Raw genomic sequence first — 16,489 nt, forward strand, 5'->3', positions numbered from 1 at the left:
GTTCCGTTTTCCAAAAAAACTTTTGAACGGCTGTCAGCGAGGCTTTACAATGTTTTTCCTGCATGCTGGAATTTGTAAACGGCAGGTCAATCTGTTAAGCTATGTTTTTATGTTAAAGAAGAACATACGGAGGAGATTATCTATTGAAAGTAGAAAGGCGAACGATTGAACATATTCCGCATGACGAAAGACACGGAAAGGCTAAAGATTTATTCCCCGTCTGGTTCGGGGCTAATATGCATATTACGACGTTAGTCACAGGCACACTGCCCGTTACAATGGGACTCGATCTCTTTTGGAGTATCGCCGCCATTATTATCGGGACCTTTATCGGCGCAATCTTTATGGCGTCTCATTCCGCACAAGGACCTCAGCTCGGAATTCCGCAAATGATTCAAAGCCGCGCGCAATTCGGCGTGATCGGAGCGATTCTGCCCCTCTTTTTGGTCATGTTTATCTACCTGGGCTTCTTTGCGAGCAGTACGATTCTCGCAGCCGGTACATTGAGCAGCTTTGTACCGATTCCGGCTTCATGGTGTATTATCGGCTTAAGCGCCATCTGTTTTTTACTCACGATCTACGGTCATGATCTGATTCACAAAATGCAGAAAATCCTCTCTTGGACCTCCTTTGCCGTTTTTTTTGCTGCAACGATTCTTATTTTTCAACTGCCGATTCCTTCAGGAAGCTGGGTGCCCGGCTCATTAGATCTGCCTGTTTTTCTAGTGGCGGTCAGCGCGGTGGCCACATGGCAGCTGGCATATGCGCCATATGTCGCAGATTATTCCCGTTATCTGCCGGTCAAAACACCGGCATCGCATACCTTTTGGTACAGCTACGCAGGTACGTCAGTCAGTTCCATCTGGATGATGCTTCTCGGCGCCATTTTGACGACGGCGCTCCCGGAATTTACCGCTAATGCGGGAAATGAGATTGTCCGATTGTTCGGTCCGTTTTCCTTTATTATGCTGATCATCGTCCTGTTCGGACAAATGGCGATCAACGTCTTTAATTTATACGGAGCCTTTATGTCAACCACGACTACTTTGGAGCCGTTTTTAAAACTGAAGGTGACGCCGAAAACGCGAGTGGTAATGATCCTTTGTGTGACGGCAGCGGGTACTGTATTAAGTCTCTTGGGCCAAAGCAATTTCATGGAACTGTTTTTAAATTTCATCTTTTTCATCAGTTATTTCTTAATTCCATGGACGGCGATCAACCTCGTGGATTACTATTTTATCCGACGCGGAAAATACCACGTCAAATCGATGTTTGACGTCAACGGGCAATACGGCAGGGTCAATTGGATTACAGCGGCCGCCTTCGTTTTGTCGATTATATTAGAAATCCCGTTCATCAATACATCCTTTTACATCGGGCCGCTCGCTGAAATATTCGGCGGAGGCGACATTGCCTGGGTCATCGGCCTGGCCGTTCCGTCGCTGCTGTATTATGTCCTGATGAAATCAAGGGTAAAACAAAAAGAGGCGCCTTCCCTATGAAGACGCCTTTTCTTTATTCATATTCCTTCCATACACGCGGCAGCAGTTCAGAAAGTTCGTGCGCCAATAAGGTATGGGCGGAGCGCTCTTTCGTCCATAATTCCGCACATTCGCCGTGAAGGCGGACGGCGTTCAATACGGCATGTTTCGGGTCTTGATGACAGCACAGCATGCCGAGAATCATTCCCGTCAGCGTGTCGCCGGTCCCGCCTTTTGCAAGCGCGCCGTTTCCGGTTGTATTCCTGCGGCATTCCCCGTCGGGAAAAGCGATAATGGTTTCGTTTCCTTTCAGGACAATCGTGGCATGAAGCCGCTCCGCCCATTCCGCGGCATATCCCGCTCTGTTCTGCTGAATCTCTTGAATCGAAAGGCCTGTCATTCTGGAAAATTCGCCGGGATGAGGCGTCAAGATCACGGGGGCTTTCCTCTTTGGATAGGTTCTTTTCGTAATGGCGCCCGCGTCCAGTATGACGGGATAATCGGCAGAAAGCAGCTGATCAGCCGCCTGCTGCACTTCGTCTGTTTGAGGAAGGCCCGGCCCGATGGCAGCGGCCCGGATGGTTTCCCCGGGCTGGCCCGCCGCGGCTTTTTTCCAGCCGTCCCGCCAGTACGTCGCTTCCGGCAGCACCGGGACGATAAGCGGAATGACGCCTGCCGATGTACCGATGACAAGCTTGCCGACACCGCTTCTCATCGCGCCCAATCCGGCCAGAAGGGCGGCTCCCGGCATGTCATCGCTCCCGGCCAGCAGTAACGCCGTCCCGAACGTTCCTTTATGGCTGTCTGCCTCCCGTTGCGGCAGCGTATCTTTCACATCCTGTTCCGTCCAATCCATTATATTCATCTCTGTACCTCCTCTTCTGTCTCCTATTTATATTCCAAACAAGAAGAGATTTTAAACCGCACAAAAAAAACAGCCGCTCGTTTGCGGCTGTTTATGTTCTGATCGGAACATCAAGACGGTAAAGCTTCCGGTACCGTTCGTTTTCTGCAAGCAGCTCTTGATGGGTTCCTTCCATTTCTGCTTTTCCATTTTCTAAAAAGACGATTTTATCAGCTGTTTCCACACCCGCTAAATGGTGTGTAATCCAGAGGATCGTTTTCTCTTTAAAGACATCAAAAATCGTATCAAGCAATTCGCGTTCAGTGACCGCATCAAGGCCGACCGTCGGTTCATCAAGGATAATGACCGGCGTGTCTTGGAGCAGAATACGGGCAAGCGCGATCCGCTGCCGTTCCCCGCCTGAGAAACGAATCCCCGTCTCCTGCACGGACGTTTCATATCCGTCAGGCAGTGATTCAATATAATCATGCAGCTTCACTTGCCGCGCCGCACGCTTAACATCTTCATCACTCGCCTTGCCGTTTCCGAGCCGGATATTGTTCATAATGCTCGTGTTAAAGAGATGAGGTTTCTGATTCAAAACGGCCACCGCTGAGGAAATCTGCTCCTGCACGGCCGCAGTTTCCAGCCCGTTCAGCATCACTTTGCCCGAATCGGGAACTAAGGCGCCTTCAATTAAAGCGAGAGAGGTCGACTTACCGGAGCCGCTCCTGCCGAGCAGCGCCATTTTTTCACCTTGGCGGAGAGTGAAGGAAAAACGGTCAAGCACATGACTGTGCTGATCATAAGAAAACGTCACGTTATCAAATGTAAGTGTCACATCAGTTACATCCAGTTTCTCATCTGTCTGCTTCACCTCACGACTTCGCAGCTCCGGAGCCGCCTTACTCATTCTTTTGATGGAATCCTGATAAGAAGGCACTTCCGTCAGCGCATCCGAAAGGGGCATAAACGCCTCCGTCAATGGAAATACGACAAGCACAAAGGCCGCGATCATCGTGTTGGCGATGCTGCCGTCCGCATACTGACCCGCCGTCCAGAACAGCATGATCAATATGAAGCCGCCGACAAGGCATTGCGCGGCGAGATCACGCCATCTTGTAAACCGCTGACGTTTGCTTTCAAGGTCAAACCATGCCTTCTCTTTCTCTTCATAAGAGGAAATAAAGGCCGCCTGGCGTCCCGAAAACATCCAGTCGCTCACGCCGAGCACGGCATCTGTCAGCCGGCTGTAGAGCATATTCCGGCCGCTTTTCAGCCTCATGTTTTTCGCTCTCGTCACAAGAAGCGACACAACCGGAAACAATACAACCAATATAAACAGGTAAATCGCCGCAAAAGCGGCAAACGGCCAGGAAAAAAAGCCGAGTCCGATAACGGAGGCCGCATACAGCAGCAAAGCGGAAACCGCCGGGAAAATCGTTTTTAAAAACGCATCCTGCAAATGCTCAATATCCTCAGCCAAAATGCCGAGCATGTCGCCCGTCCGAAAACGGGATGAAAGCATGAGCGAGGCCGGCTCCAGCATATTGTAAAGCCGCACCCTCATGTCGGACACGATTTTCAAAATGATATGGTGCCCCGTCAGACGCTCGGCGTACCGTGAGACTGAACGGGCAATCCCGAAGGTGCGCACGGCCACAATCGGAACGTACACCAGCAGGATATTCTCAGGCCTTGTCGCCGACTTAGAGATCAAAAAACCGGAAGTGAACATGAGAAAGGCCGCCGAAAAAATCGTCACCGCGCCTAAAAAAATCACAAGAACAAACAAACGGGCATTTTGCTTCATATACGGCAGAATCCATTCTTCTTTTCTCATGTTCTTTCCCCCAGTTGCACCTTTACAAGTTTGGCGTATACGCCTTGTTTCGCCATCAATTCGTCGTGGGTGCCGATTTCCGCCACCGCGCCGTCATCAAGCACGATAATTTCGTCCATCTCAAGCATCCAGTGAAGACGGTGAGTGGCCAGAAAAACAAGTTTGTTTTCAAACAGGTCTTTCATCGTTTCTTTTATTTCATATTCTGTTTCAATATCAAGGTGAGCGGTCGGCTCATCCAAAAGGAGAATCGGCCGGTTTCCTAAAAAGGCTCTGGCCAGCGCGACACGCTGAGCCTGCCCTCCGCTAAGCGCCCGTCCGCCCTCGCCGATCCGGCCGTCAAGGCCGCCGGGCAGATCACGGATCAGTCCGGAAAGACCCGCTGAATCAGCGGCGCGCGCCGTTTCCTCACGGGAAGCATCAGGATGATAAAACCGGATATTATTCAAAAGCGTGTCATCAAAAATGTACGGATGCTGCGGAATATAAAGCAGCTGCTTCTGCCAGCCGTCCGACTGCAGATGCGAGCGGGATTCACCGTTTACCTTGATCTCACCGGACGCAGGCTCTAAAAAGCCGCCCAGCACATCAATGAGTGTCGATTTTCCCGAACCGCTTTCCCCGATAATTCCGATTTTCTTCTTCCCTTTAAAGGACAGATGAAATTCAGACATCGATTCTCGGACGGACAAACGCGTAAGCTGTAATTCATCCCCGTCAGTCCACGTATCAAGTTCGAGCGGCTTTTCTTCTTTAAAACCGGGCTGCGCCAAAATCGTTTGAATGGTTTTCCCCGCCTCCTGCCCGTTTAACGTCGCGTGGTAATCATTTCCCACTTCGCGGACCGGGAGAAAATATTCAGGCGCGAGAATGAGCGCGGTCAGTGCCGGCCCGAGCAGAATTTGTCCGTCTATCAGCCGCAAGCCGAGAAACACCGCCACTGTCGCCACCGACAGCATCGTAAAGAAATCCAGGGCGAATGATGATAAAAACGCGACCCGGAGCGTGCTCATCGTCGCCTTACGGTATCTCTCACTGACATGAAAGATGTTTTTACTGTGTGATTTGCTTAATCCTAAAAACCGCAATGTCTCCAGTCCGCGAAGCGAATCCACGAAATGATTGGAAAGCGTCTGATAGGACTTCCATTGGCGATCGGCTTTTTTCTGTGCGACAAGTCCGAGCAGAATCATAAATACAATCAAAACCGGAAGCGCAAGAATCAGAATCAATGCCGATGTTTTATCCTGAAAAAACACGTAAATAACAACGGCCGCCGGTACAATCGCCATGCTGACCATTTTCGGCAGAAACAGCTCTAAATAACGGCGGAACTGGCTGATGCCTTCCATCGCCAGCGTCACCATCCGGCCCGTCCCCTCTTTTTTCGCAAAGCGGGGGCCGAGACGGAACAATTGCTCAAGAAATCTTTTTCTTAAGTCTGCGCCGGTTTGCGCGGCATATTGGTACACGATTTTCTGCCGGACCGTTGTCACCGCATGCCGGACCAAAAACGCAAGCAGGAAAAAGCCGATAACCGGATAAAGAGAAGCAATCCGCTTCCCGTTAAATAATCCGGTTACCGCCTGGCTCAGCCATTCCGCCTGCAAGATGATGGCGGCCGTTTGTATAATCGTTAATCCCGTAATGATCGCAAGAATCCGCTTCATTCCTTTATAAAGAAACAGGTCTTTTCCCATTAATAAGTCATAGGCTCCTTATGGCTGACGCGTTTCCGGAAGACATAATAGCTCCAGATCTGACTGCCGATAACAAACGGCAGCAGAGTCAGTGCGACAATTGTCATGACCTTAAGTGAATAATCACCGGAAGACGCGTTAGCTACTGTTAAGTCATACGCGCTTTTCAGCGAGCTGACCATGACGCGCGGGAACAGAGAGATAAAAATCATCGCAACTGTCAAAGCAAGACCCGCGCCGGTCATACCGAATGCCCAGCCGTCTTTTTTCTTGCTCATGAACACAACGGCAAGAACGTTGCAGATGACAATCAGCACGAATACCGGAATCGTGATGTTTGCCCGGCGTGTAAACATATCCGTATCGTATGCAGACATCGCAAAGAAAGCAAGTACAACAAGAAAGATAACACCGATTACGCGTTTTGCCATTTTTCTCGCACGCTCTTGTAAATCACCGATCGTGCGCAGGGTGATAAACATTAAACCGTGCAGGAATGAAAGAAGGGTGACGGCTGCTCCGCCAAGAACGGAATACACGTTCACAATATCTGAAAAACCTGCGTGAATGTTCATATGTCCGTCAATCGGCACACCGCGGAACAAGCTTGTGAAAATAAGTCCGAATACAAATGGCGGGATAAGGCTGCCGAAGAAAATCACCCAGTCCCATGTTTTGACCCATTTCAGATTATTCACTTGGCCGCGGAATTCAAATGCCACGCCGCGCCCCATCAAGGCAAGAAGAATGATGATAAACAGAATGTAATATCCGCTCAGCATCGTCGCATACCAGTTCGGGAATGCCGCGAAGATCGCTCCCGTACCTGTGATAAGCCACACCTCATTCGCATCCCAGAACGGGCCGATGGTGTTAACCAGCACTCTGCGTTCTAATTCATTATGGCCAAGAAATCGGGTCGAAATGCCGACACCGAAATCAAAACCCTCTAAAAAGAAAAATCCGACAAACAAAACTGAAACGAGTATAAACCAAAGATCATGAAGTGACCCCATGGTAGACCTCCTGACTGAACGGATCCGTTGATACAGGAACATCCTTATGATCATCATGGTCCGCACCTTTTTTAATTTCACGAACGAATAGGAAAACAAGCAGAGCGCCTAAAATCAAGTACATGACGCCGAAGCTGATAATTGAAAACAGCAGAGATCCCGTCGTTACGTTAGGAGAAACGGATTGTGCGGTCGTCAATTGTCCCATGACCGTCCACGGCTGGCGGCCGATTTCAGTCATAATCCAACCGGCAGAGTTCGCAATGAATGGGAATGCGATCAGTGCGATCATGCCCCGTAAATACCACTTGCTCGTATGAAGCTTTTTGCGGCGGTTCAGAATAAAGCCGGCAATCGCGGCAAAAATCATAAGCGCGCCCGCTCCCGCCATAATGCGGAAACTCCAGAACGTCGTTTTAACAGGCGGGATATAGTCGCCTTTTCCGTACGTTTTTTCGTATTCTTTTTGAAGTGTTTTCATCCCTTTCACACTGCCGCTGAACTTCTGGTAAGCCAAGTAGCTCAGTGCGTAAGGAATTGAAATTTCTGATGTGTTTTTTTCTTTATTCGTATCAATATTCGCAAAAGCCGTCCACGCGGCAGGATCACCGCTGTCATCCCAAAGCGCTTCACTGGCGGCCATTTTCATCGGCTGCGATTCCATTAAATGTTCCGCCTGCATGTGTCCGCTGAACGCAACGCCGATACCGGCGATCAGACCGACAATCATCGAAAGCTTGAAAGATTTATGGAAGAAAGGCACTTCTTTTTTCTTCAATAATTTAAATGCGCTGACACCGGCGATAAAGAAAGCACCCGTCGCAAGCGCCCCGAAAATGACGTGAGGGAATTCAACCCAAAGCTGAGGGTTTGTCAAAAGCGCCCCGAAATCATTCATTTCCGCGCGGCCGTTTTTAATCGCAAAGCCGACCGGCTCCTGCATGAATGAGTTCGCCGTCAAAATCCAGAAAGATGACATAATCGTTCCGAAGGACACAAGCCAAATGCAAAGCAAATGCACTTTTTTAGATAAACGGTCCCAGCCGAAAATCCATAATCCGATAAAAATAGACTCCATAAAAAACGCCAAAAGCGCTTCAACCGCAAGCGGAGCTCCAAATACGTCTCCGACAAAACGGGAATAATCAGACCAGTTCAGACCGAACTGGAATTCCTGAAGAATCCCTGTGACGACGCCGACAGCAAAGTTAATTAAAAAGAGATGCCCCCAAAATTTAGCCATTTTGAGATAGGTCTCTTGTTTTTTGACAACATAAAGCGTCTCCATCAAAGCAACCATAAACACAAGCCCGATAGACAAAGGCACAAACAAGAAGTGAAACAATGTTGTAGATGCAAATTGAATGCGGGCTAATACCAACTCACTCATGATGTTTTTCCTCCAATCTGGTAAATTGCTCAACATTTCACAAACATAACGAGATCATTGCTCGGTATTTCACAAAAAATGATATATTTGCTCAATGTTTCACAAATTCGTCAAAACTATTGAAATATCAGCCTGTACACCCTGGGGGACAGCGGCTGTCATAGAAATGATTCAATATCATTACTTTACAACGATTCAGCCTAAAAAAAAAGATCAATATACCTAAAATAAGGCTGAAATTGTGACCGATTATTGTCGGATTTGTAGAGATTTTATGTCAGCGCCTAGGATATTTGTCCCTTTGATATCGTACCTCTTTTTTATTCGTGTGGCGAACAAAATGCTTTTCTCGGCGAAAAAGCCCGCCAAATCGCCATTTTGAGAAAGAAAATGTGAAGAAAGCATGTCCTCTAGTAAATTCATAATATATGAACAATTTAAATTTTTTAGTATACTTTAAATGGGGATATTTTTTCACTACATAACGACTGGGGGAACAAGCATGGGAGAACTTCAACCAAAATTGCAAACGGATTCAATCCAAAAACAGGAACGGACTGATAACTGGTTTGCCAGAGCAATGAATATAAGAATCGGCATTATTCCTCTTCCTATCTATATCCTGCTTTTCTTGCTTATTACGGTGTTTGTCATGAGCCGTGATGTAAAAAGCGACATTCTGACATCAATTGCCGTCATGAGTTTTTTCGGATTTACCTTCGGCCAGATCGGAAAATCCATTCCGATCGTGCGGTCCATCGGCGGCCCTGCGATTCTCGCAACCTTTATTCCATCCGCTGTCGTCTACTACCACCTGCTTCCGAAAGACATTATTACTTCAACAACAGAATTCACAGAAAGCTCCAACTTTCTCTATCTATTTATTGCCGGTATCGTCGTCGGCAGTATTCTCGGGATGAAAAGAGAGACGCTCGTCAAAGCTTTCGTCAAGATTTTTATTCCGCTGATCGCCGGCTCGATCGCGGCCGCAATCGTCGGCTTATGCGTCGGGACGCTGCTCGGGCTCGGCTTTCAGCACACGCTGCTTTATATTGTCGTTCCGATTATGGCGGGGGGTGTCGGTGAAGGCGCGATTCCTTTATCCATCGGCTACTCCGATATTATGCCGATGTCCCAGGGAGACGCCTTTGCGCTTGTGCTGCCGTCCATCATGCTCGGCAGCCTATGCGCCATTATGTTATCGGGTTTGCTGAATGTCCTCGGGAAACGCAAACCGGAATGGACGGGCAACGGGAAGGTTGATAAGTCTGATCATTCCGCTCCCGCATTGGAACAGCCGGCCAATGATAAAACATTTGATTTGTCCTTTTTCGCTTCGGGCGGTATTTTAGCGGTTTCCCTCTATTTGGTCGGCATGCTGGCGCATGATTTCTTTCAGCTTCCGGCTCCTGTCGTGATGCTCGTCCTTGCCGTTCTCATTAAGCTGTTCAGGCTGGCGCCGGCTTCGATTGAAAACGGAGCCTTCGGCGTCTCGCGCTTTTTCTCGACAGCCGTGACCTATCCGCTCTTATTTGCGATCGGCGTTTCAATGACACCGTGGGACAAGCTGATTGCGGCGTTTACGATCAGCAACATCATTACCATTTTATCAATCGTCGTCACGATGATGGCCGTCGGTTTTCTGACCGGAAAATGGCTGAATCTGTACCCGATTGAGACGGCGATTATTAATGCCTGCCATTCCGGCCAGGGCGGCACCGGCGATGTCGCGATCTTGAGCGCCGCTGAACGGCTTGAGCTTATGCCGTTCGCCCAAGTGTCGACCAGAATCGGCGGAGCGATTACCGTGAGCGTCACCCTTCTGCTGCTTCATCAATTCTATTAAACTGAAAAAAGCCTCCGCATGATGCGGAGGCTCTGTTATTTCATCACATTTTGAATATAAGAGCCGAATGCCGCGCCGGACATGCCCGGCGACACACGGACGCGGTGAAGCCCGTAAAGCCCCTGATCTCTTGACGCCGCTCCCGGCTCCGTCGTGACCGCCATACGGTAGCCTGACGCGGCGGCGGCTTTTAATGTTTCCTTATTATATCGTCCGACAGGGTAGCTGATCATAGACGTCCGCTGTCCGAACATTTGATCAAATAAACGCTTAGAGTCCTTCATTTCACGTCGTTGCTGCTGCGGTGTGAGCCCGTTCAATTCGAGATGGTTCATCGTATGGCTCTGAATGGAAATGCCGTGGGCGGCCATCTCCTTCATCTGCTTCTCCGTCAGATGATTCTTATGCCCGATAAAGTTTCCGATCATAAAGATTGTCGCTTTCATCTTGTATTTCTTTAAAATGGGATAGGCCGCTTTCACATTGTCGGTATAGCCGTCATCAAATGTGATCAGAACACATTTTTCACGCGGCTCCTTATCCTCCGTCAGCATCAGATAGGCCTCTTCAGGAGTCATCGTATAATAGCCGTGATCATGAAGCCACTTCATATGCTGCCGGAATTCTTCCTTCGGCACACGCAGGCTGTTTCCCTCTGAAATGCTGTGGTACATCAGAATCGGCAGTCTTGCCGTTCCTTTCGTTTGAACCCAGGCGGACGTATCCGGCTGCTTTTTGATTTGGCGCTTTACAGATTTTTTATCGTGGTGCGCTTCTGCCTTCGGAATGCTTTGTTCGGCGCTTGCCTCATGGCCCGAGCAGGCGGCAAGCGTAAACACGGCAGCCAAAAGGCACATGCACATGATTATGCGTTTCATCGTTTTCCTGCTTTCTGTCTTCTATTTACTTTTTATATCGGTTATGCGTCATAAATTGTTACATCAAAAAAGCCGGACATCCAGCTGTCCGGCTTTGCGTTATGAGCGGATTCTGATTTCTGTTTCACTGTCAAAAAAGTGAGCCTTATTCATGTCGAAAGCGACGGTCAATTCCTCACCGGCATGAATGTCATGGCGGGCGTCAATCCGGGCGATAAAATCCTGATCCCCGATCCGGGAATAAACCATAATTTCCGACCCGAGCAATTCCGCGACATTGATTTTAGCTGTGATGGATGAATTCTTATAGGATTCTACCACAATCAGCTCGTCATGTATGTCTTCCGGGCGGATGCCGAAGATAACATCTTTGCCGGCATACCCTTTTTCCCGGAGCATTTTCATTTTCCCTTCCGGCACGCCGAGAGCGGCCGAACCGATCTGAATGGCGCCGTCCGTCAGCTTTCCTTTGAAAAAGTTCATCGCTGGGGAGCCGATAAACCCGCCGACAAATACGTTTTCGGGATGTTCATACACGTCTTTCGGGGTGCCGATCTGCTGAATTTTTCCGTCCTTCATGACTACGATGCGTGTCGCCATCGTCAGTGCTTCTGTTTGGTCGTGCGTCACATAGATTGTGGTTGTTTGCAGCCTTTGATGGAGCTTAATAATTTCAGCCCGCATCTGCACCCGAAGCTTTGCGTCCAGATTTGACAGCGGCTCATCCATTAAAAACACTTTGGCGTCCCTGACAATCGCCCGCCCTAATGCAACCCGCTGCCGCTGCCCGCCGGAGAGCGCCTTCGGTTTGCGGTGCAGATACTCTGTGAGCCCCAGCATTTTCGCCGCTTCTTCGACCCGTTTTTTAATCTCCGGTTTCGGCATCTTCCTCAGCTTCAGACCGAATGCGATATTATCATAGACCGTCATGTGCGGATATAACGCATAGTTTTGAAACACCATGGCGATATCCCTGTCTTTAGGAGCGATGTCATTCACTCTCGTGTCACCGATATAGAAATCGCCCTTCGTAATGTCTTCCAGCCCGGCTACCATCCGCAAAGTTGTCGACTTGCCGCACCCCGACGGACCGACAAACACGATAAACTCTTTATCTTTAATATGAAGGTTAAAATCATCGACAGCCGCTTCTTTTTGATCGTAATACTTATAAATATGCTCCAGCCGAAGTTCCGCCATGTCATATCCTCCTTTTTTGTAAACGCTTTCTTAAATAGGATTGTAACAGCGTCAGACGGCGGCGGATATAGGCAATGTTCATAAAAAAAGTCCGCTGCCTTCGTGCACATTTCCCATTTAATGTGATTTTTCATACTGCAGACAAATGAAATAAGCCAGCAGGGCGCCCCGATATGTCTTAATATCAATACCTGAGCGTTCCGCAAATTTATCAATCCGATATTGAAGACTGTTGCGGTGCAAATGCAGTTTTTTCGATGTGAGCGACATGTTCGAGTTATGTTCAATAAAAGTCTGAATCGTATGCTTCAGCTCCGGTTCTTTCTGAAACAGCAGCGCCGCTTCTTCGTGAAGCAAGGCTGAGAGCTTTTCTCTGCTTTCTTCCGTGAGCATGGCCGGAAATACCGTTTCCGCGGTCAGCGTGCTCAGCTGCGGGAGATGACGCCGGCCGATCTGACAATATTGCTGTTCTCTCTGATAATGAAGGCGCAGACGTTCCCCCTTGCAGTAATACCTTCCAACGAAAAAACGGACACTGAAATAAAAATCGCCTTCGAGAATCTTCACAAAAGATGCGATGTCATCCGAATCTGGCGCTTCCAGCTTTTCTTCCTCCACAATTACGCCATGATCCCTCCCCGTCGGGACAACTGTATATGAAACCGGCCAGAAATGGCGCAGCGCTTCCGTAAATGCCCCCCAGTCCCGTTCTCCCAATAAGTCATAATGAATAAAACGGACACGCGGCTCCTTGACATCAGGCACCGGACCTTCTTCCAGCAGAAAACGCCGCCACCTCTTTGCTGCCGCCGTCTCCGGAAAAAAAACGCCTTTTTCTTCAGCGGGCGTCAAAAATGATTCCAGAAGCAGTTTCTCCTTCGGGGCAATATCCTCCTTCGGAATGGCGACATAGACCCGCCTTTTCTCATCATAAAAGCAAAAGACATCCTCCGTCGTACAGCACGTATCAGACAACACAGCCCTCGGGTAAATTGCCAATAACGGGTTCATATGCGCTCCTTTCTATCGCTCTATCATATTTTCAGTATAAAACGTCCGGCCGATTGTATCCACTTCGTTTTAAGAAACAGCTTTCAGGCTATTTCCCGGGAAACGAATATAACTGCTTCTGCCGGCATAAGAAAAAAACCCTCCGCGCCGGCAGAGGGATCCTTTTTATTTAGAGATATCGACGAAGCCTTCACCAAAGACATCACGCACATCATGAACAATGACAAACGCTTTTGTATCACAGCTTTTAATAATTTTTTTGAGCATGGAAAGCTCTTGTTTCTGGATGACGATATATAAAATTTCCTTCGACTGCCCCGTGTAATTTCCTTTACCCGACAGCAGCGTAACCCCTCTGTCCATCAGCGTGTTGACCTGTTCAGCGATTTCGTGCTTATGCTCAGATATAATCGTCACCGCTTTTTTCGTATTCAGGCCTTCAATGATAAAGTCCATCACCTTCGTTCCGATGTACAGCATAACAATGGTAAACATCATTTTTTCCGCACCGATGATGAAATAAGAACTGAAGACGACAATCAGATCAAAGAACAAAAGCGCATAACTGATATTCCAATCGAGATATTTGTTCGCAATCCTCGCCAAAATGGCAGAACCCGCAGTCGTGCCTCCGACTCGAATAATGATCCCGATTCCGACACCGGCAAACACACCCGCAAAAATAGTATTAATAATGAGTTCATGTGAAGGCGAGTGCCAATCATGCGTCAGATGCAGAAACAGTGAGTTGGCGACAACGGTAATGATCGTATAAAGCGTTGTTTTTCCGTCTAAAAATTTATATCCGATAATCAATAAGATCCCGTTCAAAATGATATTCGTCACCCCGGGCGACCATTCAAACACATAGTACAAGATCAGGGTGATTCCCGTTACCCCGCCCTCTCCAAGATCATTCGGAATGGCGAATAAATTAACAGCCAAAGCAAAGATAAAAGCTCCAATAATCAGCATCAGCACATCCAGCAATCTCTTTTTCATCCCAGACACTCCTTTTTTATAAAATCAAAAAAGCCCGGGAGAGCACTCTTCATCAAAAGAGCAGAAACTCCCGGGCTTTTATCCCAACGTGTCACAGCAGGAACCTGCTGTGTGTTTTCTCTCGGTCCAGACCAATTCAGCATTGCGGAACCCTAGAAAACCACTGTTTTTTATGTTCAGTTTTTGTATATCTTTCAAGATTATACGGGAAATCACGAACATGTTCAACCACTCTTTTTTCAATAAACCTATAAAAAATTCGAACGATCTGCCGATACTAAAAAAGGCCTTTAAAATACATGACTAAAAAACCATTAAAATACTTTTTTTCTCAAAATATTATTGACTATAGGTTATTTTACAGGCATTATAGTATGTAGTTTTTAAGAAATAGTTTACATAGGAGGAAATATTATGGCAGGCAACCTGGTGTCTTGTAAGGCATGCGGCAAAGAAATCGCTAAAGGCGTTAAAAAATGCCCAAACTGCGGTAAAGATCAGAGAAACTTTTTTATGAGACATAAAATTATCACATTGCTTCTGGCGGTAGTGGTTATTATCATTCTCGTAAACATCGGCGGCGGAGGCGGATCTTCATCATCTAAAACCGCGTCTTCAAAAGCTGCGGAATCCAAGGAAAAACTGTATAACATCGGTGACACTGTTAAGACTGAGAAAACTGAAGTTACTGTTACCAAAGTGGAAAAAAGAGATTCAGTAGGCTCTCAATTTGTCGAGAAAAAAGCGTCTGACGGCGGCGTTATCGTAGCTGTTCAATACACAGTTAAAAATGTTTCAAACAAGCCGTTAAGCTCTTTCTCCATTCCAAGAGCGAAATTAGTAGATTCTAAAGGAACATCCTATGATTCAGATATTGATGCTTCTTCAAGCTATGCAACAGAAACAAAAGTAGACAACAGTAAAATTTTAAGTGACTTGAACCCGAACATTAAAGTTACTGACGTAAAAGCTTTTGAAGTTGATAAAAACGCATACTCTAAAGGCACTTGGAAATTAAAGTTCAGCAACGATGTTGAAGTGAAAATTAAATAATGACCGTAATAAAAGAGACCTTCACCATTTGAAGGTCTCTTTCTTTTACACCTTTTGGTACCCGTTCACATTGGAGGACTGCCACTTCCAAGAGTCGGCGCACATTTCTTCAAGCCCGCGCTTTGCTTCCCAGCCTAATTCAGCCTTCGCTTTTGCCGGGTCTGCGAAGCATGCGGCGATGTCTCCCGGGCGCCGGGCGGCAAAACGGTACGGCACTTCTTTTCCTGATACTTTTTCAAACGCTTTGACCATCTCAAGAACGCTGTAGCCTCTTCCCGTGCCGAGATTATAGGCATCCGCGCCTGTTGTGTTCAGCACCTTCTCAAGCGCTCTGACGTGGCCCTCGGCAAGATCAACGACATGGATGTAATCCCGCACGCCGGTGCCGTCCTTTGTCGGATAATCATTGCCGAACACCTGCAATTGCTCAAGCTTGCCGACAGCGACTTGGGCGACGTACGGCATTAAATTATTCGGGATGCCGTTCGGGTCTTCTCCGATCCGGCCGCTCGGGTGCGCGCCGAACGGATTAAAGTAGCGGAGCAGCGCAATGCTCCATTCAGAGTCCGCTTTATGCAGATCGCGTAAAATCTGTTCCAGCATCAGCTTTGTCTGCCCGTAAGGATTGGTCGCGCTTAATGGAAAATCCTCAGTGATCGGCGTTGTTTCCGGAACGCCGTAAACCGTCGCTGAAGAACTGAAGACGATTTTTTTCACACCGTGTGCCTGCATGGCTTCACATAAAATAAACGTCCCCGTCAGATTATTATGATAATAACGGAGCGGAACAGCCACAGACTCACCGACCGCTTTTAATCCCGCAAAATGAATGACGGCTTCAATCTCATTTTCAGCAAACACCCGGTGAACGGCATCACGGTCAAGGAGATCCGCTTCATAAAACACAAGCCCTTTTCCGGTAATGTCTTTCACACGCTCCAATGCTTCCGGTGAACTATTTGACAGATTATCCAGAACCACGATGTCATAGCCGCCGTTTAACAGCTCGACACATGTGTGGCTTCCGATATAACCCGCTCCGCCTGTCACTAAAATCGCCATGAAGAAAGCCTCCTCTATTGAATGAATTGACCATATTATATCGGTTTTTTCTTTCTCAAACATCCATTTCCAAAAAGTTTAATCGTTTAGTCATCGTTTCTTCATAATTTGTTTTCATTCGCGTAAAACACAGAGCCCTCGAATCAAACCGGTTGTGAAATAG

The 16,489-nt window shown here is 47.8% G+C and carries 13 protein-coding genes and 1 riboswitch; of the genes, 3 read left to right on the forward strand and 10 right to left on the reverse strand.

Translation table 11 applies throughout. The annotated features are described in order from the left end of the window. Window positions 1-143 precede the first annotated feature (143 nt). Window positions 144-1,502, forward strand: a complete 1,359-nt coding sequence (locus U2H13_RS19050) for a cytosine permease (protein WP_014419229.1) — start codon at window positions 144-146, stop codon at window positions 1,500-1,502. A gap of 13 nt (window positions 1,503-1,515) precedes the next feature. Here U2H13_RS19050 and U2H13_RS19055 read toward each other — a convergent pair whose 3' ends face one another. The 5 genes from U2H13_RS19055 to U2H13_RS19075 all read right to left on the reverse strand — a co-directional run bounded on the left by U2H13_RS19055 (window position 1,516) and on the right by U2H13_RS19075 (window position 8,274). Continuing rightward, window positions 1,516-2,346, reverse strand: coding sequence for an NAD(P)H-hydrate dehydratase (locus U2H13_RS19055; protein WP_053285313.1), 831 nt, complete (start codon window positions 2,344-2,346; stop codon window positions 1,516-1,518). 91 nt (window positions 2,347-2,437) lie between these two features. Continuing rightward, window positions 2,438-4,168 carry a thiol reductant ABC exporter subunit CydC gene (cydC, locus tag U2H13_RS19060; RefSeq protein ID WP_376700588.1) on the reverse strand — a complete coding sequence of 577 codons (1,731 nt, stop codon included), beginning with the start codon at window positions 4,166-4,168 and terminating at the stop codon, window positions 2,438-2,440. After that, window positions 4,165-5,868, reverse strand: coding sequence for a thiol reductant ABC exporter subunit CydD (gene cydD / locus U2H13_RS19065; RefSeq protein ID WP_128497001.1), 1,704 nt, complete (start codon window positions 5,866-5,868; stop codon window positions 4,165-4,167). The genes cydC and cydD overlap by 4 nt, the downstream gene beginning before the upstream one ends. Continuing rightward, window positions 5,868-6,884 (reverse strand): cytochrome d ubiquinol oxidase subunit II, encoded by a 1,017-nt coding sequence (gene cydB, locus U2H13_RS19070; RefSeq protein ID WP_376700589.1) that lies wholly within the window; start codon window positions 6,882-6,884, stop codon window positions 5,868-5,870. The genes cydD and cydB overlap by 1 nt, the downstream gene beginning before the upstream one ends. Continuing rightward, window positions 6,868-8,274 carry a cytochrome ubiquinol oxidase subunit I gene (locus U2H13_RS19075; protein WP_007614697.1) on the reverse strand — a complete coding sequence of 469 codons (1,407 nt, stop codon included), beginning with the start codon at window positions 8,272-8,274 and terminating at the stop codon, window positions 6,868-6,870. The genes cydB and U2H13_RS19075 overlap by 17 nt, the downstream gene beginning before the upstream one ends. A gap of 502 nt (window positions 8,275-8,776) precedes the next feature. Here U2H13_RS19075 and U2H13_RS19080 point away from each other — a divergent pair. Then, the gene (locus U2H13_RS19080; RefSeq protein WP_104842960.1) at window positions 8,777-10,120 is read left to right on the forward strand and encodes a 2-hydroxycarboxylate transporter family protein; all 1,344 of its coding nucleotides are present in this window, start codon (window positions 8,777-8,779) and stop codon (window positions 10,118-10,120) included. A gap of 35 nt (window positions 10,121-10,155) precedes the next feature. Here U2H13_RS19080 and U2H13_RS19085 read toward each other — a convergent pair whose 3' ends face one another. From U2H13_RS19085 to U2H13_RS19100, 4 genes are all read right to left on the reverse strand, one after another. Continuing rightward, window positions 10,156-10,998, reverse strand: coding sequence for a polysaccharide deacetylase family protein (locus tag U2H13_RS19085; RefSeq protein ID WP_014419234.1), 843 nt, complete (start codon window positions 10,996-10,998; stop codon window positions 10,156-10,158). 99 nt (window positions 10,999-11,097) lie between these two features. Further along, entirely contained in the window at window positions 11,098-12,198 is a 1,101-nt protein-coding gene (locus U2H13_RS19090) for an ABC transporter ATP-binding protein (protein ID WP_014419235.1), read from the reverse strand. Between the two features lie 117 nt (window positions 12,199-12,315). Next, a complete protein-coding gene (locus U2H13_RS19095) occupies window positions 12,316-13,209 on the reverse strand; it encodes a PucR family transcriptional regulator (RefSeq protein WP_376700590.1) in 894 nt (297 codons plus the stop codon). Between the two features lie 165 nt (window positions 13,210-13,374). Beyond that, window positions 13,375-14,211 (reverse strand): YitT family protein, encoded by an 837-nt coding sequence (locus U2H13_RS19100; RefSeq protein ID WP_003150818.1) that lies wholly within the window; start codon window positions 14,209-14,211, stop codon window positions 13,375-13,377. Between the two features lie 65 nt (window positions 14,212-14,276). Continuing rightward, window positions 14,277-14,378, reverse strand: a riboswitch (guanidine-I (ykkC/yxkD leader). 346 nt (window positions 14,379-14,724) lie between these two features. On the opposite strand from U2H13_RS19100, the gene U2H13_RS19105 reads away from it, so the two are divergent. Continuing rightward, entirely contained in the window at window positions 14,725-15,264 is a 540-nt protein-coding gene (locus U2H13_RS19105) for a DUF4352 domain-containing protein (RefSeq protein ID WP_119834765.1), read from the forward strand. Between the two features lie 45 nt (window positions 15,265-15,309). On the opposite strand, the gene galE is transcribed toward U2H13_RS19105, so the two are convergent. Further along, complete coding sequence (gene galE, locus U2H13_RS19110) at window positions 15,310-16,326, reverse strand: UDP-glucose 4-epimerase GalE (RefSeq protein WP_014419237.1); 1,017 nt, start codon at window positions 16,324-16,326, stop codon at window positions 15,310-15,312. Window positions 16,327-16,489: the final 163 nt, after the last annotated feature.

The sequence above is a fragment of the Bacillus sp. A1 genome (assembly GCF_042296235.1).
Classification (GTDB): domain Bacteria; phylum Bacillota; class Bacilli; order Bacillales; family Bacillaceae; genus Bacillus; species Bacillus velezensis.